At 73.4% G+C, this 17,622-nt stretch carries 14 protein-coding genes; 4 read left to right on the forward strand and 10 right to left on the reverse strand.

Features of this window, described 5'->3' with window-relative positions; translation table 11 throughout:
• From DV20_RS36010 to DV20_RS36045, 8 genes are read right to left on the reverse strand one after another with little or no spacing between them, the layout of a single operon-like run.
• Window positions 1-981: an ABC transporter permease gene (locus DV20_RS36010; protein WP_043787820.1), complete on the reverse strand. Its 981-nt coding sequence runs from the start codon at window positions 979-981 to the stop codon at window positions 1-3.
• Entirely contained in the window at window positions 978-2,573 is a 1,596-nt protein-coding gene (locus DV20_RS36015) for an ABC transporter substrate-binding protein (RefSeq protein WP_043787821.1), read from the reverse strand. Before DV20_RS36015 ends, DV20_RS36010 begins: the two co-directional genes overlap by 4 nt.
• Window positions 2,570-3,460, reverse strand: a complete 891-nt coding sequence (locus tag DV20_RS36020; protein WP_043787823.1) for a serine hydrolase — start codon at window positions 3,458-3,460, stop codon at window positions 2,570-2,572. The genes DV20_RS36015 and DV20_RS36020 overlap by 4 nt, the downstream gene beginning before the upstream one ends.
• Window positions 3,457-4,851: a serine hydrolase domain-containing protein gene (locus DV20_RS36025; protein ID WP_043787824.1), complete on the reverse strand. Its 1,395-nt coding sequence runs from the start codon at window positions 4,849-4,851 to the stop codon at window positions 3,457-3,459. Before DV20_RS36025 ends, DV20_RS36020 begins: the two co-directional genes overlap by 4 nt.
• 17 nt (window positions 4,852-4,868) lie before the next feature.
• On the reverse strand, window positions 4,869-5,972 hold the full coding sequence (menC, locus tag DV20_RS36030) for an o-succinylbenzoate synthase (RefSeq protein WP_043787826.1): 1,104 nt from the start codon (window positions 5,970-5,972) through the stop codon (window positions 4,869-4,871).
• Window positions 5,969-6,850 carry a hypothetical protein gene (locus DV20_RS36035; protein WP_043787970.1) on the reverse strand — a complete coding sequence of 294 codons (882 nt, stop codon included), beginning with the start codon at window positions 6,848-6,850 and terminating at the stop codon, window positions 5,969-5,971. The genes menC and DV20_RS36035 overlap by 4 nt, the downstream gene beginning before the upstream one ends.
• Before the next feature lie 32 nt (window positions 6,851-6,882).
• Entirely contained in the window at window positions 6,883-8,025 is a 1,143-nt protein-coding gene (locus DV20_RS36040) for a M20 family metallopeptidase (RefSeq protein ID WP_200876567.1), read from the reverse strand.
• Entirely contained in the window at window positions 8,022-9,506 is a 1,485-nt protein-coding gene (locus tag DV20_RS36045; RefSeq protein ID WP_043787827.1) for an amidohydrolase family protein, read from the reverse strand. Before DV20_RS36045 ends, DV20_RS36040 begins: the two co-directional genes overlap by 4 nt.
• A 395-nt stretch (window positions 9,507-9,901) precedes the next feature.
• Here DV20_RS36045 and DV20_RS36050 point away from each other — a divergent pair, with 395 nt between their 5' ends.
• Both DV20_RS36050 and DV20_RS36055 read left to right on the forward strand, forming a co-directional pair.
• On the forward strand, window positions 9,902-10,315 hold the full coding sequence (locus DV20_RS36050) for a DUF6010 family protein (protein WP_043787828.1): 414 nt from the start codon (window positions 9,902-9,904) through the stop codon (window positions 10,313-10,315).
• Window position 10,316: 1 nt separating this feature from the next.
• Window positions 10,317-10,517, forward strand: a complete 201-nt coding sequence (locus DV20_RS36055; RefSeq protein WP_043787829.1) for a hypothetical protein — start codon at window positions 10,317-10,319, stop codon at window positions 10,515-10,517.
• 61 nt (window positions 10,518-10,578) lie between these two features.
• On the opposite strand, the gene DV20_RS36060 is transcribed toward DV20_RS36055, so the two are convergent.
• Complete coding sequence (locus tag DV20_RS36060) at window positions 10,579-11,826, reverse strand: hypothetical protein (protein ID WP_235191086.1); 1,248 nt, start codon at window positions 11,824-11,826, stop codon at window positions 10,579-10,581.
• Window positions 11,827-12,092: 266 nt separating this feature from the next.
• On the opposite strand from DV20_RS36060, the gene DV20_RS36065 reads away from it, so the two are divergent.
• Complete coding sequence (locus DV20_RS36065) at window positions 12,093-14,396, forward strand: PQQ-dependent sugar dehydrogenase (RefSeq protein ID WP_235191087.1); 2,304 nt, start codon at window positions 12,093-12,095, stop codon at window positions 14,394-14,396.
• A 31-nt stretch (window positions 14,397-14,427) separates the two neighbouring features.
• Here the strand turns inward: DV20_RS36065 and DV20_RS36070 are convergent, their stop codons facing one another.
• Window positions 14,428-15,807 (reverse strand): sigma-70 family RNA polymerase sigma factor, encoded by a 1,380-nt coding sequence (locus tag DV20_RS36070; RefSeq protein WP_235191088.1) that lies wholly within the window; start codon window positions 15,805-15,807, stop codon window positions 14,428-14,430.
• Between the two features lie 317 nt (window positions 15,808-16,124).
• On the opposite strand from DV20_RS36070, the gene DV20_RS36075 reads away from it, so the two are divergent.
• The gene (locus DV20_RS36075; RefSeq protein WP_200876568.1) at window positions 16,125-17,525 is read left to right on the forward strand and encodes an alpha/beta hydrolase domain-containing protein; all 1,401 of its coding nucleotides are present in this window, start codon (window positions 16,125-16,127) and stop codon (window positions 17,523-17,525) included.
• The last annotated feature ends 97 nt before the right edge of the window (window positions 17,526-17,622 follow it).

Genomic DNA, 17,622 nt, shown 5'->3' on the forward strand with positions numbered 1-17,622 from the left:
TCACGCCTCCCGAATGGCCGAGCGCGGGTCGAGCAGCCCGAGCACGACGTCGACCAGCAGGTTCACCAGCAGCACGCCGGCGCCGTAGACGAGCACGATCCCCTGGACCAGCGGGTAATCCTTCTGCAGGATCGACTGCACGATCGTCGAGCCGAGGCCGGGCCAGGCGAACACGTTCTCCACCAGCACCGTGCCCGCGACCAGCCCGGTCAGCAGCAGCCCGCCCAGGGTCAGCGTCGCGGTCAGCGCGTTCGGCAGTGCGTGCCGGAGGTAGACCAGCCGCGCGGGCAGCCGCTTGGCCCGGGCGGTGCGGACGAAGTCGGCGCCCAGCACCGAGAGGAGCTCGACCCGGAGCATCCGCGCGAGCACCGCCGCCGGCCCGGCCGCCAGGGCCGCGACCGGCAGCACGTACGCGCTCGCGTCGTCGCCGCCGGCCACCGGGAACCAGCCGAGGCCGACCGCGAACAGCGCCACCAGCGCGACCGCGACCAGGAACTCCGGGATGGCGCCGAGGAAGACGCTCACCGACGTGAACGCCAGCTCGCTGCCCCGGCGGCGGCCGCCGCGGGTCAGCACCGCGAAGACCACCCCGGCCGGGACGGCGACGGCCACCACGACCGCGAACGCCGGGATCGCCAGCTGCAGCGTCGCCGGCAGCCGGTCGCCGATCACCTGCGTGACGGGCTGCCCGCTCGCCATCGACGTCCCGAGGTCGCCGGTGACCAGGCCGCGCAGGTAGTGCCCGTACTGCACCCAGAGCGGGTCGTCCAGGCCGAGCTCCAGCCGCTTCGCCCGCACCAGGTCGGCCGGCGCGGTCATGCCGAGCGCGGCCCGCACGGGATCACCGGGTACCAGGTGGATCATCAGGAACGCCGCGGTGAGCAGTGCCCACAGCGAGACCGCGAACCGGGTCAGCCGCCGCGCGGCGAACGCCGGCCACGGTCCGCCCCGCAGCCGCGCGGGCGCCGCCGCCGTCGTCATCGCGCGTACATCCGGATCGACGACGGCGTGACGCTGCCCTGGCTGACGTCGAACCGGGAACCGCTCGCGTAGAACGGCACCACGGAGTCGATGTAGGGCACCACGTCGACGCGCTTGACCAGGGCGGTCTCGGCCGCCTCCCAGGCCGGGCAGCTGGCGGGACCGCTCATCGCGGCGGCCTGCTTCACGCTCCGGTCGTACTCGGGGTTGGCGATGTGGCCGAAGTTGGTCCCGTCGGGCGCCACCGGGCCGGACACGAACGGCACCAGCTGGCTGGGCAGGGTGAGCCCGAGCGGGCCGAGCGACACCTCCCACTCACCGGTGCCGAACAGCACCTGGGACAGCCCGGGGCTGTCGACGGCCTTGAGCGTGACCTCGGCGCCGAGCGACTTCCACGTCTGCTGGACCAGTTCGGCGGTGGGCGCCATGGTCGGGCCGAGCTGGGTGCCGTAGAGGACGGTGAGCGTCAGCCGCTTGCCGCCCTTGACGCGCACGCCGTCCGGGCCCGCCTTCCAGCCTGCACCGTCCAAAGCGGACCCGGCCGCCGCGGGGTCGTGGTTCGGCAGGTGGCCGGTGACGGTGTCGCCGGAGCACGCCTTCGGTTCGGCGGTGACCAGGCTCTGCGACGGCTTGCCGGTGCCGTTGGTCAGCACCTTGCCGAGCTGCGCGAGGTCGAGCGCCTGGGTCAGCGCGCGCCGCACGGCCTCGTCCTGGCCGGGGCGTCCGGTGGCCTGGTTGTAGAAGATCTCCCCGAGCGGCGCGGTGAAGTCGGCGTGGAAGAGCTTCCGCCCGTCGAGCCGCTGGCGGTCCGGGCCGTTGATCTGGCTCGCGTTGAGCTCGCCGGACAGCAGCAGGTTCGCCGCCGTCGAGGTGTTCTGGACGACCCGGGCGACGACCTTGTCCGGCAGGCCGGGCTGCTGCGCTTTCCAGTCCCCCGGTCCCCAGGTGTAGTCCTTGCGGCGGGTGAACGTGTAGTGGTCGTTCGGCACGATCTCGGAGACGGCGAACATGCCGGTCCCGCTGCCGCCCTTGGCCAGCAGCTTCCGGTCGGCCAGGCCCGCGCCGCAGACGATCGGCAGCCCGCCGACGTTGCGGAGCAGGAACGCGTCGGGCGCGCCGCTGGTGACGGCGATCGTGCGGGTGGCTTCGTCGGCCGTGGCCTTGGTGCCCGGCGCGACGGTCAGGCCGGCGAACGGCGACTTGTTCGCCGGGTCGCCGACGAACCCGATGTTCGCGGCGACGTCCTTGGCGGTCAGCGGCGTGCCGTCCGCGCAGGTGATCCCGGGGCGCAGGGTGAACGACGCCGTCGTCGCCGTGGCGTCCCACTTCTCGGCGAGCGCGGGCAGCGGCTTGCCGTCGGCGGTCAGTTCGAGCAGGGGGTCGTAGAGGAACCGGTCGACCTGGCCGGTCACGGCCAGCACCGACATGTGCGGGTCGAGGTTGCCGGGGTCGGAGGCGATCCCGAGGGTGAAGGTCTTGCCGTCGGCGAGCGTGCCGCCGCCGGCCGCGCCGGTGTCACCCGGTCCCCCGCAGGCCGTCGCCGTGAGGGCGAGCGCGCCGAGCAGGACCACCGCTGTCCGGGGGTGAGTCATGGGTTTTCCTTCCGCAGGTGGTCCACGGCGAGGCGGCCGGCCTTGCCGATCGCCGCGTCGATGGCGGGTTGCCGTTCGGCCAGGGAGTTCGCGCGGGTGAAGACGGCGACGGCGAAGCGGCGGCCGTCCGGGTAGGTGACGACGCCGGCTTCGTTGCGGACCGCGGGCAGGGTGCCGGTCTTGGCCGCGACGGCGACCTCCGCGGGGAACCCGGACGACAGCCGGTGCGGCCAGATCTGCCGTGCCATCATCGAGCGGACCTGCTCGCACGCCGCCGCCTCGCCGGCCCGGTCGGTCCACACCGCGTCGAGCAGCTCGGTGATTTCCCTCGGTGTCGACGACGTCGTGCGCTCGGGGTCCAGCACCGCGAGCTTCCACGTCTGCTCGGGAGTCATGTCCGCGAACACGGCGTCGATGTCGGCGTCCTCGGACGCCCCGGCATCGGCCAGCACGGAGGCGAACAGGTCCTCGCAGCAGCCGGCCAGCCGGGTGCGGCCCAGGCCGAGGCCGGCCAGCAGCCGGTCGACGGCCGCCTGCCCGATCCGGTGGTAGATGACGTCGGTGGCGGCGTTGTCGCTCATCGTCAGCATGAACAGCGCGAGGTCGCGCCAGCTCATCTCGACGTCGTCGGCGCAGCCCGCGGTGCCGACGCCGCCGATGCGGTAGCGCGACCCGACGCGGGCGCGGGCGGTCTCGTCCAGCCGTCCCGCGGCCACCTCCCGCGCGTAGGCGACCGCGACCGGGATCTTGAACACCGAGGCCAGCACCACCGGATCGTCCGCGCCGACGGCCACTTCCGGCCCGCCGCCGATCTCCCGCGCGTGCAGGAACCCGCGCGCGTCCGCTTCGGCGAAGACCGCGGCGATCGCCGCCTCGACCGTGCTCACGCGCGCACCCGCCGGTCGGCGCGGCCGGTGTGCAGGTACAGCGCGCGGCCGGTGCCGTCGTCCCCGACGAAGGCGTGCGGGATGTACATGCCCTGCATCGGCTCGGCCAGGATCAGCGTGTCGCCGTTCATCGCGACCAGCTCGGTCTTCTGCGGCTCGGCCAGCTCGGCGAAGATGCCCTTCGGGACGCGCTCGACCCAGACCCGGCCGTCGGCGTCCTGGCTGACCACGATGTCCGCCACCGAGGACGAGTACTCGCCCACGTACCGCGAGGCGTCGACGCGCGGGGCGGCCGGGTCCGGCACCGGCGGCGCGGCCAGTTCGATGCCGGTCAGCTCGCGCAGGAGGTGCCCGACGACCTCGGCGTAGACGGCGATCGGGTCGCCGCCGTTGGTCAGCAGGGCCACCGCGACGCCGTGCTCGGGGGCCACGCGCAGGAACGCGGACTGGCCGATCGTGGTGCCGTCGTGGCCGACGACCGTCCCACCCGCCCCGCCCGCCCCGTCGAACAGCGACCAGCCGAGGCCCCACGCGTCGCCGAACAGGCCGAGGTCGGGCAGCTCCACCAGGCGTTGCCGCATCGCGCGGGCGCTGTCCGCGCTCAGCACGCGGGTGCCGTCGGAGCCTGCACCGTCGTTCAGGTGCATGGCGGCGAAGGTGACGAGGTCCCGCGCGCGCATCGCGAGCATCGAACCGGCCGGAGCGTTGGACGGCGCCAGCGCCCAGAAGCCCGCGGGCTCCGGGTCGGCGTCCGGCGACGGGCTCAGGTGCCCGAGCGCGGCGCGGAACCGGATCGCCTCGTACGGGCTCGGAGCCGCGTGGGTCAGGCCGAGCGGCGCGAACAGGTGATCCTGCAGGCAAGCGCCGTATTCCTTGTCCCGCAGCACTTCCACGAGCCGGCCGAGCACGCAGAACGCGGCGTTGTTGTAGGAGAACATCTCGCCGGGGGCGAACAGCTGGGGCACGTCGCCGAGGGTCGCCACGTACTTCTCGACGCAGTCGGCGCCGCGGCCGGTGTCGGTGAAGATGTCCCCTTCGAAGCCGGCGGTGTGGGTCAGCAGCTGCCGGACGGTGATCCGCGCGGCCGCGTCCTCGTCGGCGAGGACGAACTCCGGCAGGTACTTCCGGACCGGCTGGTCGAGGTCGAGGACGCCGTCGTCGACGAGCTGCATGACGAGGGTGGCCGTCCAGACCTTGGTGATCGAGCCGATCTGGAACAGCGAATCGGCGTCCGCCTCGACGCCGGTGCCCGTGTTGAGCACCCCGGCGGCGTGGTCGACGATCTCACCGCCGGCGTAGACGGCGACGGCGGCGCCGGGCACCCGGTGCTCGGCCAGCAGGGCGGGCAGGCGGGTCCGCAGCCAGGCGGAGAGTTCGCGGAGTTTCGGCATGGGGACCTCTCGTTTCGCTAAGCGAGCCAGGACTTCGCGGTGGTCACCTCGGCCAGCCGCTCGGGGATCGGGGTGACGCCGAGCCCGGGCCCGGCCGGCACGGGCAGCCGCCCGGCCTCGAGCACGAACGGCTCGGTGATGTCGGTGCGGTAGAACCGGTCCGACGCCGAGGTGTCGCCGGGCAGGGTGAACCCGGGCAGCGACGCCAGCGCGACGTTGGCGGCCCGGCCCAGCCCGGTTTCGAGCATCCCCCCGCACCAGACCGCGACGCCGTGGGCGGCGCACACGTCGTGCACCCGCCGCGCCTCCAGGTAGCCGCCGACCCGGCTCGGCTTGATGTTGACGATCCGGCAGGCGCCGAGCCGGATGGCGGCCGCGGCCGAGGCCGCCGACACGATGGTTTCGTCCAGGCAGATCGGCGTCCGGAGGTGCTTGGCCAGCTCGGCGTGGCCGAGCACGTCCTCCTCTTCCAGCGGCTGCTCGATCAGCAGCAGCCCGAACGGGTCGAGTCGGCGCAGCTGCTCGACGTCGGACAGCGTGTACGCCGTGTTCGCGTCCACCTGCAGCAGGATTTCGTCGCCGAAGCGTTCGCGGACCGCGCGCACCGGCTCGACGTCCCAGCCGGGCTCGATCTTCAGCTTGATCCGGAGGTACCCGGCGTCGAGGTAGCCGCCGACCGCGTCCAGCAGCTGCGGGATCGAGTCCATGATCCCGACGGACACCCCGCACGGCACGGTGTCCTTTGTGGAGCCAAGCGCGGCGCCGAACGACAGGCCGTGCGCGCGCAGCTCGGCGTCCAGCACCGCCATTTCCAGCGCGGCCTTGGCCATCCGGTGGCCCTTGAACTTCGCCAGCAACGGTGCGACGCGGTGCGCGGTGACGTCCCCGGCGGCCAGCAGCGCCGGCACGAGGAAGGCCTGCAGCACGTGCTCGACACCGTCGATGTACTCCGACGAGTAGAGCGGGCCGGCCATCGCCCCGCACTCGCCCCAGCCTTCGCCCTCGGCGGCGACCACGCGCAGGAGCAGCAGCTCGCGCGCCGACTGCGTCCCGAACGACGTCCGGAACGGGGCCACCAACGGCATCCGCACGCGGAGCAGTTCCACACCGGTGAGTTTCACGACGGCTCCTTGGTCAGCACGTACCACCCGGCACGATCGAATCCGGTCACCGCGGCGCCGCCGGCGAGCAGGCCGCCCAGCACCTCGCGCACCGCGACCCGCCACGCCCGTCCCCGTCCCGGGTCGGCGCGCCGGAGCGCCTCGATGTCCGGCGGGATCGCGACCAGCACCACCGGCGCGTCCGCGGGGCCGGGCACCGGCCCGCCGTCCGGACCGGCCGCCAAGGCGGCCACGGCTCCCCCGGCCCGCAGCGCCGCGGCGTCCACCCGGTCCGGCCGGCCGGCGGCGGCCGCCCGGACGGCCGGGCTCGCCAGGTCCCAGGCGACCATGAGGCGGTCGGTGTCGCCGGTGCCGTTGATGCCGTCCTGCATCGGGCCGTAGAAGTCCGGCAGGTAGTGCGCCGGGCGGGCGGCGAGCTTGGTCAGGTTGAAGTGGGCGTTGCGGCGCACCAGCGGGTCGAACGTCCAGGAGATCACCGCGACGCCCTGGCGCAGCGCCCACGCGCGCTGGTGCAGCTTGAGCGCGAAGCCGATGCCGCGACCGTGCCCGGCCGCCGCGACCCCGGCGATGTGGCTGTGCAGTCCTCCCTTCGCGGGTTCGCCGAAGAACGCGAAGCAGGCACCGAGCAGCTCGGTCCCGTCGAACGCGCCGGCCACGTAGTTGCCCGCCGAGACCATCGCCCGCAGCAGTTCGGTTGTCACGAGCGGGTTTCCCGGGGCGGGCCGCCAGATCGCCTCGAACAGCCGCGACACCGCGGCCAGGTCGGCGAGCTCGGTCAGGGTCCGGATCCGGACGCCCGAGGCGAGCGCGGCGCCGGCCGCCGCGGCGGCCGACTCGTCCGGCAGCGGCGGGGCTGTGTTCGTCACGACTTCTGTCACGCCCACCATCCTTTCCGGACGTTCGCCGCCGGTCACCGTTGTCCCGCACCGGATCGGCCGGCCGCGTTCGTCGGCGCGGACGAAGTCCGGTGCTTCAGCACGGTTTCGGTGAGCGCGGCGAGCAGCGCGGTCCGCCGGGGCAGCTCCGCGACGACGACGTGTTCGTCGTCGGCGTGCGCCCCGCCGCCGACCGCGCCGAGGCCGTCGAGCGTCGGAACGCCCAGCCCCGCCGTGAAGTTGCCGTCCGACGCGCCGCCGACCGCGGCCTGGGCGAGCGGCCCGATGCCGAGCCCGGCCGCCAGCCGGCCGGCCAGCGCGAACAACTCCGCCGAAGCCGCGGCGGCCAGCGGCGGCCGGTTGATGCCGCCGCCGATGCGGATCCGCGCGTCCGCGAGCACCGGCGTCAGGCTCCGCACGGCCCGGTCGACGCGGTCCTGTTCGGCCGCGTCCCACACCCGCGCGTCGACCGCGACGCTCGCCGCGGCCGGCACGGTGTTGGTCGTGGTCCCGGCGCTCAGCGCGGTCGGGACGACGGTGGTCCCGCGGGCCGGGTCGGCGAGCGCGGCCACCGCGAGGATCTGGTGCGCCACCTCGATCCCGGCGTTGACGCCCTTCTCGGGTTCGAGACCGGCGTGCGCGGCGCGCCCGTCCACTTCGATCCAGTACCGGGAAACGCCTTTGCGGCGGGTCTTCAGCGCGCCGCCGTCGGCCGAGGCTTCGAGCACGAACACCGCGTCGCAGCCGCGGGCCTCCTCCTCGATGAGCCCGCGGGAGAGCGGGGAGCCGATTTCCTCGTCGCCGGTGACGAGGATGGCCACGCCGGTGCGGTCCGGCAGGGCCGCGGCCGCGTGCAGGGCCATCACGACGCCGGCTTTCATGTCGAAACAGCCGGGACCGCGCAGGATGCCGTCGTCGACGGCGAAGGGGTGCGTCCGCAGGGAGCCCAGTGGCCACACGGTGTCGTGGTGGCCGAGCAGCAGGACCCGCGACGGGCCGTCGCCGAAGCGCCACCGCAGGTGCGTGCACCCGTCGGTGACCAGGCGCTCCGGCTCGGCTCCGAGGAGACGGCGGCCGACCCCGGCGACGGCTTCGGCGCTGCGCGCGACGGCTTCGAGGTCCGCCGAGGGCGATTCGCAGCGGACGAGCGTTTCGATGTCGGCGATCAGGTCGCTCACCGCGGCTCACCCCGCAGCGGCTTGCCGGGCAGCGCGGCGGTGTCGAGCTTCCCGTCGGCGACCACCGGGACGCCGGCGACGTACAGGTGCCGGACGCCCACCGAGGGGCGGGTGGGGTCGGCGTAGGTGGCGGCGTCGGTGATCCGGTCCCGGTCGAGGACGACGATGTCGGCGTCCGCTCCGGCGCCCAGGTGGCCCTTGCGGCGGGCGGCGGGCGCGACGTCGTCGAGGAGCCGGGCGGGCAGCGAAGAACAGCGGCGGAAGGCTTCGAGCCAGGTCCAGGCGCCGGTTTCGCGGACCATCAGGCGCAGGGTCTTAGCGAAGGTGCCCGCGGTGCGCGGGTGCGTCCGGCCGCCGGGCGGCAGCGGCCACTCGGTGCTCTCGGAGCGGCCACCGGGCCAGGAGACGGGCATCGCGTCGCTGGCGACGACGGCGTCGGGGAAGGCCAGGGCCCGGTGCAGCAGCGCGCGTTCGCGGGGGTTCTCCTCGTCGAGGAACTCCAGCAGGCAGGGCGCGCCCGGGTCGTCCCGGCGCAGCTGACGCAGGCGGGCTTCGTCGCGCACGCGTTCCCCCGTTTCGAGGATGACCACACTGGACGGGCGGAGTCCCTTGAGCCGCAGGCGGTCCGGCTCGATGAAGGCGGCGCCGACCGCGGTGCTGCCCGCGCCGTAGGGGTAGGCCTCGACGGTGACGCGGGAGCCTTCGCGGCGGGCGCCGTCGAGGGTCGCGAGGACGCGGTCGAGGTGGTGACCGGAGGTGCTGTTGACGTGGCAGTGGTGCATCGCGGCGCCGGTTTCCCCCGCGGCGGCGGCGATCTCCGCCGAGCCGTCGACCGGGATCGCGGGGTCGACCTCGACCAGCTCGCGCACGTGGGTGTAGGTCGGCACCCCGGCCATCGCGGCGAGGTGGGCGACGGCGAGGAACTCCCCGGGGTCGGTCTGGGGCGCGTAGCCCATGAGGACGCCGATGCCCAGGGCGCCGTCCGCGAGCTCGGCGTCCAAAAGGGACAGCCAGGCGGCCAGCTCCGTCGGCGACGACGATCGTTGCCAGGCCGGGTTCCCCAGGACGGCCAGACCGCTGTCGATGTTCGCGTCGGGCGCGATCCCGGCCAGCACCTGCGCCCGGGCGGCGCCCCAGGAGGCGGAGAAGCCGTAGTGCAGCGGCCGCCCGGCCGCGGCGGCTTCGGCGTAGGCCCGCTCGACGGGCATCAGGCCGGCTTCGAGGTCGAGCGCGGTGGTGACGCCGTCCATCGCCTGCAGCCGCTGCCCGGCGACGGAGTGCACGTGGCTGTGCAGGTCGACGAACCCGGGCCCGACGACGAGCCCGCTGACGTCGACCTCGGTGACGCCGTCCTCGGTGGCGCCGTCGGTCAGCCCGGTGCCGACGGCCTCGATCCCGGCCTCGGACAGGAGCACGTCGGCGACGCCGTCGAACCCGGTCCCCGGGTCTACGACCCGGCCGCCCCGCAACAGTGTCCGCACCCGCCGCCTCCTCGTCACCGCCGATCGAGGTGACGTTAGGAGGATTTCCCCCGCCGCCGTTCGTCCGCGACGACGAACTCGGCCCGCCCGATCCATCCGCCCGAACGAACCCAGCCGGACGACACGCGTACCCCACCGGACGACACGCGTCCCTGAACGGACGACACGACAGCCACCAGCCCGATCCCCGTGTCGTCCGCCTGAGCACGCGTGTCGTCCGGCCAGGTACGCGTGTCGTCCGCCTGGACACACGTGTCGTCCGGCTGAGCACGCGTGTCGTCCGTCTGAGCACGGGTGGGTTCGATGGTGACGTCGGGCGCCCCTGGCGAGATTCCGGCGGCCCCTGGCCATCGAGCCACTGGCTGCCCGCGCGGCCCGTTCCTAACGTCGACCGCGTGATCGCGATCCTGGCGCCGATCCTCATCGGCCTCGTCTACGTCCTGCTCAGCTCCCTGATCCCCGACCGGCACCGCCGGCGGTTCAACGCCGTGCTGGTGGGCGGCGCCGGCGCGGCCTACCTCTCCGGGGGTGCGCTCGGGCCGTGGGAGGTGGCGTTCTGCGCGGTTCTGACGTACGTGGCGTTCCGCGGGCTCGACTCGTGGACGTTCATCGGCCTCGGCTGGCTGTTGCACACCGGCTGGGACATCGTCCACCACCTCAAGGGCCAGCCGATCCTGCCGTTCGCCCACGACTCGTCGTTCGGCTGCGCCATCTGCGACCCGGTGATCGCGATCTGGTGCTTCACCGGCGGCCGGCCGGTGTGGGCGTGGCGGCGGGTTGACGCGCCGCCGCCGGGGGTACCCGGGTGACATGAGCGCCGACGTCGAACGCGCCGCGCACGCCTACTGTCCCCGGTGCCACCCGGCTCCGCACCCGGGGGACGTCATCACGGCCCTGTGCGGCGCCCGCCACCCGTACTACGGCCGCCGGGAGCGGCCGGTCAACACCTGCCCGGCCTGCGTGACGCTGGCCTCGGCGAACGTCTACGCCTGCGGCCACCCCGGCGCCTGAGGGCGTACGCCGGAAGGCCGCCCCGGGATTCCCGAGGCGGCCTTCGCACCGCGTGCTCAGTTCACGAGGCCAGCGAGGACAGCGGAACCGCGAAAACCGCGCGTCCGCACACCTGGCTCTTCGCCGTGCAGTCGGCCGTCGACCACTCCGACTGGGACCACACCAGGCCGGTCGACCAGTCGTAGGTCAGGGCCTCCGGGTGGACCGCCCAGCAGGCCGTCGTGCCGGTGCCGCAGGTGGCCGAGCTGCTCTTCGCCGTCGTCTGGGTCCAGAGCTGGCCGTTGATCGTCGCCGAGCTGTGGGCGACGTAGTACTTGCCGTTGTTGGACAGCACGCCCTGCATGTTGCCCACCGAGCTGCGCAGCGCCTCGGTGGCGGCCACCGTGCCCGACGACGCCGACAGCAGGTAGTCCGTGCCGATCGGGTAGCGGTAGAGGCGGCCGTGGAGGCTCTGGTCGGAGAAGTACTCGGTCGTCACGACCGTGGCCGGGGTGGTGCTGCGGTCCAGCGACATCGACGAGAAGCACGGCACTGCCGTGTCGGACTCCATGGTGCAGGTGCCGCCCGCGTAGGTGTAGTACCCGACCTGCATCATCGCGTACTTGTAGGTGTAGGCGGCGTACCCGCCCGAGGTTCTGCCGATGGAGTTCGACGTCGTGTCGGTCATCTGGAGGATGTGCTTGGTGCTGAAGACCCGGATGGCGGTCGACGTGCTGCCTTCGGCCGTCACGTAGATCTTGTCGCCGTACCAGGCCATCCCGCCCATGTGGGCCTGCGCCGCGGAGAAGCTGGTGCCGGTGCTGTTCGGCACGGCCAGGTACAGCATCCGGTACGACGGCGAAGCGGGGTCGTTGTAGTTGATCGCCTGGATCCGCGCGTCGTTGTACCGGCCGAGCGCGTCGGTGCCGTGCCAGCCGGACAGGATGATCTTGTCGTCGCCCCACTTGCCGTCGTCGTCGGCGTCACCGGAGGTGGTGATGCCCTGGGGGCTCCACGTCGTCGTCCCGGCCCGGTCGGCGTCCCAGCACATCGACTTCGTGGCCACCGGCGCCTTCGGCAACGAAGCCTTCTCCGCGGCGGTACAGCCGGTCATGTCGTAGCTGGGGTCGTTGACGACGGTGTTGAGGCTGACATTCGGCAGTGCGCCGTCCAGCGCGGTCAGCGCGGCGGCCGGCGTCGCGTGCCACACGAGGCTCTGCTTGGCCGTCGTCGTCAGCGGGTCGCTGTAGGCGGCACTGGCCGTCCCGGGCAGCGCCAGCGCGCCGGCCGCCACGGCCAGCGCGAGCAGGATCACTTTCGGAGTTCGCATGGGAGCAGTACGCCAGCCGGTGATCCAAATTCCGTACACCGGCCTTGTACGGCTCTTGTACCGCGGGAATCACACCCGCCGCACCGTTCACCCGGTCCGCGGCCAGGTCGGTCAGGGCCCGGTCCGCCGCGGTCGAGTCGTTGACCGTCAAAGGGATTGAGCTGTTCGTGCACATTCCTGTCTGCGACGTAACGACTTTCCCGCCCCGCGCGCCTAACCGGACGGCGTCCGCGCCAGTCCGGTCCCCGCCGCAGGAGGAGTTCGTGATGGGTTCCCGTCGTTCCCTGGTCCCGCGAAGATCAAGACGCGCACTGGCGGCGGGGGTGGTCGTGCCCCTCGCCGGTGCCCTCGCGGTGGCCGTCGCCGCCGCGGCGCCCGCCGCCGCCGTGCCCGCGGGCTTCACCGACACGGTCGCCATCGGCGGCCTCAGCTCGCCGACCGCCGCCGCGTTCGCCCCCGACGGGCGGGTGTTCGTCGCGGAGAAGAGCGGCCTGGTCAAGGTGTTCGACTCCCTCGCCGACCCGACGGCGACCGTGTTCGCCGACCTGCGCACGCCGACCCAGGACTTCTGGGACCGCGGCCTGCTCGGACTGGCGGTCGACCCGACCTTCCCCACCCGGCCGTACGTCTACGTCTCCTACACCCTCGACGCCCTCCCGGGCGGGACCGCGCCGCAGTGGGGCGACACCTGCCCGACGCCGCCGGGCGCGACCGACTCCGGCTGCGTCGTGACCGGCCGCGTCTCCCAGCTCACCATGGGCCCGGCTGGGACGGCCGTGAGCGAGAAACCCCTGGTCACCGGCTGGTGCCAGCAGTACCCCAGCCATTCCATCGGCTCGCTGGCCTTCGGCCCGGACGGCGCCCTGTACGCGGGCGGCGGCGACGGCGCCAGCTTCAACTTCGCCGACTACGGCCAGGTCGGCAACCCCTGCGCCGACCCGCCGTCCCCCGCCGGCACGAACCTCACGCCGCCGTCGGCGGAAGGCGGCGCGCTGCGCTCGCAGTCGCCGCGCCGCCCCGCCGGGCAGCCCGTGCTGCTCAACGGCACGCTGCTGCGCATCGACCCCGACACCGGCGACGGCCTGCCCGGCAACCCGTTCGCGAGCAGCACCGACGCCAACGCCCGGCGCGTCATCGCCTACGGCTCGCGCAACCAGTTCCGCTTCGGGTTCCGGCCGGGCACCGGCGAACTGTGGGCCGGTGACGTCGGCTGGAACACCTGGGAAGAGATCAACCGCGTCGCGAACGCCGGCGACGCCGTGGCGGAGAACTTCGGCTGGCCCTGCTTCGAAGGCACCGCCCGGCAGGCCGGCTACGACGGCGCGAACCTCGACCGCTGCGAATCGCTGTACTCGGCGGGCGGGCAGACCGCGCCGTACTACGCCTACAACCACAGCGCCAAGGTGGTGGCGACCGACCCGTGTCCGACCGGGGGCTCCTCGATCAGCGGGATCGCCTTCGAGTCCGGCAGCAACTACCCCGCCGAGTACGCCGGCGCGCTGTTCTTCGCCGACTCCTCCCGCGGCTGCATCTGGGCGATGCAGACCGTCTCCGGCCAGCCCAGTCCCAGCAAGCTGGTGCCGTTCGTGACCGGCGTCAACACGCCGGTGCAGGTGCTCACCGGTCCCGGCGGCGACCTGTTCTACGTCGCGCTGGGCGCCGGCGAACTGCGCCGGGTCGGTTACGCGGGCGGTGCCAACCGGCCGCCGGTCGCCGTGGCCACGGCGACGCCGTCCAGCGGGCCGGCCCCGCTGACCGTGCAGTTCGACGGCACCGGCTCCACCGACCCGGACGCCGGTGACCCGCTCTCCTACGCCTGGGACCTGGACGCGGACGGCGCCTACGACGACGCCACGGCCGCGCGGCCGACCTGGACCTACACCTCCGCGGCGACGGTCGACGCCGGGCTGCGGGTGACCGACTCCCACGGCGCTTCGGCGGCCACGACGGTCCGGGTGACCGTCGGGACCCCGGCCGGGCTCGATCCCGTGCCGGTCATCGACACCCCGGCCGCCACGCTGACCTGGTCTGTCGGGCAGACGGTGGCCTTCTCCGGCCGCGCCGTCGACGCCCAGGACGGCGAGCTGCCGCCCTCGGCGCTGTCGTGGCGGCTGGCCATCCGGCACTGCGCGGCCAACGGCACCTGCCACACCCACAACGTGCAGGACTTCCCCGGCGTCGCCGCGGGGTCGTTCGTCGCACCGGACCACGAATACCCGTCCTACCTGCAGCTGACGCTGACCGCCACGGACTCGACGGGCCGCACGGCGGCCAAGACGATCGACCTCCAGCCGAAGACGGTGACGCTGAACTTCACCTCGAACCCCAGCCAGGCGATGCTCACCGTCGGCGGGACGCAGCAGCGCACGCCGTTCTCCCGGACGGTGATCGCCGGGTCGGTCAACTCGATCAGCGCGGACAGCCCGCAGAACCTGCCCCCGCTGAACCTGAAGTACGCCTTCACCGGCTGGGCCCACGGCGGGGCGCGGACGCAGAACGTCGTCGCGCCGGCCACGGGAGCCACCTACCAGGCGAACTACCGGCTCTGCTGGCTGCTGCAGCCCTGCTGAGCGGGGTGGCCCGGCGCCGAGCGGCGCCGGGTCACTCCCCGGGGGTCTTCGTCTTCTCGGCCTTCTTCGACGCTTTCGATGATTCCTTCGCGGCCTTGGACGACTCCTTGGCCGCTTCTTTGGACGCCTTCGCGGCTTCCTTGTCCGGGTTGTTGCCGACCCCGTTGCCGTTGTTGCCGTTGCCGTTGCCGTTGTTGCCGTTGTTGCCGGTGGTACCGACGTTGCCGTTGGTGCCGGCGTTGCCGTTGCCCGCTGCTCCGGTCTGCCCGGGCGCCCCGGCTCCGGGCGACTCGCCCGCCGGCTGCGCGCCGGTCGGCTCCCCACCCGGGACGCCGGGCGCCGTCCCCGGCGCGTCCGACGTCGGCACGACGCCGTCCGGCGGGATTCCGGCACGGGAGCCGGCCTGCGGCCCGGTCCCCGCGGGCTGGGTCGTCGTGCCCTGGCGGCCGGACAGCGGCGGCGGCGCGTCACCGGACGTGGCCGCGCCGATCGTCACCGTCGTGACCAGGGCCGCGCCCGCGGCGGCGACCTTCGCCGCCGTGGCCCACGACAGGACCGAGGCGCCGGTGCCGGTGGCGCCGGCGGCGGCACCGGAGGTGGCGATCGAGCCGCTGGTGGACAGCCACTGCGAGACGATCGGGATGCCCAGGATGAGCGGGGCCACCGTGGCGGGCAGTTCCTGGTTGAGCTGGCGGAGCCCGTCGGCCAGCTCCCGGCACTCCGGGCAGCGCTCGAGGTGGGCGGCGATCCGGTGCGCCTTGTGGTCGGAGATGCCGTCGCGCACCCACCGGGCCAGCTGCCCCGAGATGTTCCGGCAGGTGCGTCGCCGCGCCTCGGGAACGTGCTGGTCCAGGTAGGCCTGGCGCAGGCCCTCCCGGGCGCGGTAGGCCAGCGCGGCCACCCCGTTCGGCGTCATCCCGAGGTCCTCGGCGATCCGGGCGGGCGATTCGCCGTCGATCTCGGTCCGCCACAGCACCGTCCGCCACCGCTCGGGCAGGCTCGCGAACGCGTCCGCGGCGACCGTGGCGTGCATCCGGCTGCCCACCGGTTCGTCACTTCCCGCACCCGGCAGGACGTCCGGGACCTCGGCCACCAGTGAGACGGCCGAGTCGCGCCGCCGCCAGCTGATCATCGTGTTCCGGATGGTGGTCAGCAGGTACGGCCGGAAATCCTCGTCCGGACCCTCGCCAGACCGCAGAATCCGGAGTACGCGGGTGAAGCCTTCGGCGATCAGGTCGTCCCGCTCCGCCTGGTCGGCCGCGATCGCGGCCGCCACCCGGCGGGCGGCGACGAGGTGCCGGTCGTAGAGCTCGCCGTAGGCCGCGATGTCGCCACCACGGACCGCTGCGATCAAGGCCGCGTCGCTCGGGACGTCCGTCGTCCCGGCCACCGCCGGCGCCACTTCGGTCACCACACCCCCTCGCCGTGCGGATGCACGTGCAGAACGTCCCGAGATAGTCGCGCAACGAGTGACCCCTGCGCAAGGTTGCGGCGCCGAAAGCACTTTCTTGGATTGGCCGGGAACGAGTGCCGGAGCCGCCGGCTTGTCACATCGCTGAGCGTTTCCGGGCGTCTTCCCGCCGGTTCGCGGACACGGCGTTGCCCCCGCCATTACCGGCGAGTAGAAGACAAAGGCGGTGGCCCGCGGGTCGCCGCCCAGTGTCCGTTGTGGACGGTACGGGCGCCGGGAGCCGCTCCCGCACCGTCGACCACCAGAAGGGTTTACCCATGCGCAGAGCCCTGCTCGTGCTGCTGACCGTGCTCCTGGCATCCGTCCTGATCACCGGGACCGCCCCGGCCGCGCCGTCCGCCGCCGCCCCCACCGTCACGGCGGTGCCCGCGAACGCCGGGCGGGGCTGGCCGGTCAGCGGCGCCCAAGGCGTCCTGGACCTCGCCGCTCGCGGGTACGTCGAGGAGGAATACCTGCTCTCCGGCCAGGCCGACACGTTCGACCAGGTGGGGCTGTGGACCGAAGACGGCCGCTGGACCACGCGCGTGGCCACCACCGGCAACCCGTACACTACCCGGATGGTCGTGGTGCGGCCGCGCGACGCCGCCCGGTTCACCGGCACGGTGGTGGTCGAATGGCTCAACGTCAGCTTCGGCGTCGACATCCCGGTCGACTTCTCGCAGTCCTACGAACACTTCATCCGTGAAGGCCACGCCTACGTCGGCGTGACGACCCAGAAGGCCGGGGCCGACAAGCTCAAGAGCCTCGACCCCGGACGCTACGGCGCGGTGAACATCAGCGGTGACGCCCTTTCCTACGACATCTTCGCCCAGGCCGCGCAGGCCGTCCGGGCGAACCCGCAGCTGCTGGGCGGCCGGACGGGGCCTCTCACCGTGCTGGGCACCGGGCACTCGCAGTCCGCACTGCGGCTGACCACCTACGCGAACGCGATCCAGCCGGTGCGGCGCAGCCACGACGGCTTCCTGATCCACGGCCGGGCCGCGCTGGCGGCCCCGATCGGCGACGGCGTTCTCGGCCCGCTGTCGGCCCGGATCCGCACCGACCTCGGCGTCCCGGTGTTCGTCCTGCAGTCGGAGACCGACGTCGTCGCGTCGGCCTCGGTCCGCCAGGACACCGCCCGGGTGCGGACCTGGGAGGTCGCCGGCACCGCGCACGCCGACCAGTACGGCCTGAACCTGTACAACGCGGCCAACGCCCGGGACCGCTCGATCAACGACGGCGCCCCGACGACGTGCGACAAGCCGGTCAACAGCATGACGTTCCGGTACGCGGAGAACGCCGCGTTCCGCCACCTCGACCGCTGGGCGCGCGGCGGCGCGGCCCCGCCCACGGCGGCGCCGATCTCGATGCTGCTCAACCTCATCATCCTGCGCGACGGTGACCAGAACGCCCTCGGCGGTGTCCGGCTGCCCGACTTCGACGTCCCCGTGGCGTCCTACGCGCCGAACAACAGCGGCGGCAACGTGCCGGGCGCGTGCCTGCTGCTGGGCACGACCACGCCGCTGACCCCGGACCGGATCCGGCAGCTCTACCCGGACCACGCCACCTACGTCGCGAAGTTCACCGCGGCGGCGGACCGGGCCCTGCGAGCCGGCTACCTGCTGCCGCCCGACCGGGACGAAGCCGTCGCCAGGGCGCAGGCGGCACCGGTGCCGTAACCGTCCACAAAGGAGCGAAGCCCGCCTCGGCGCCGGGGCGGGCTCGCGCCGTGGAAACCACGGAAACACCGCCCCGCGACCGCTGTCCCCGCTACCC

The organism is Amycolatopsis rifamycinica (assembly GCF_000695625.1).
In the GTDB taxonomy this organism is placed as follows: domain Bacteria; phylum Actinomycetota; class Actinomycetes; order Mycobacteriales; family Pseudonocardiaceae; genus Amycolatopsis; species Amycolatopsis rifamycinica.

Excerpts from the sequence above, each read along its gene's own strand:
- DV20_RS36075 (WP_200876568.1), top strand. The coding sequence starts at position 16,125 with ATGCGCAGAGCCCTGCTCGTGCTGCTGACCGTGCTCCTGGCATCCGTC.
- DV20_RS36055 (WP_043787829.1), top strand. The coding sequence starts at position 10,317 with ATGAGCGCCGACGTCGAACGCGCCGCGCACGCCTACTGTCCCCGGTGC.
- DV20_RS36025 (WP_043787824.1), bottom strand. The coding sequence starts at position 4,851 with ATGCCGAAACTCCGCGAACTCTCCGCCTGGCTGCGGACCCGCCTGCCC.
- DV20_RS36015 (WP_043787821.1), bottom strand. The coding sequence starts at position 2,573 with ATGACTCACCCCCGGACAGCGGTGGTCCTGCTCGGCGCGCTCGCCCTC.
- DV20_RS36065 (WP_235191087.1), top strand. The coding sequence starts at position 12,093 with ATGGGTTCCCGTCGTTCCCTGGTCCCGCGAAGATCAAGACGCGCACTG.
- DV20_RS36010 (WP_043787820.1), bottom strand. The coding sequence starts at position 981 with ATGACGACGGCGGCGGCGCCCGCGCGGCTGCGGGGCGGACCGTGGCCG.
- DV20_RS36060 (WP_235191086.1), bottom strand. The coding sequence starts at position 11,826 with ATGCGAACTCCGAAAGTGATCCTGCTCGCGCTGGCCGTGGCGGCCGGC.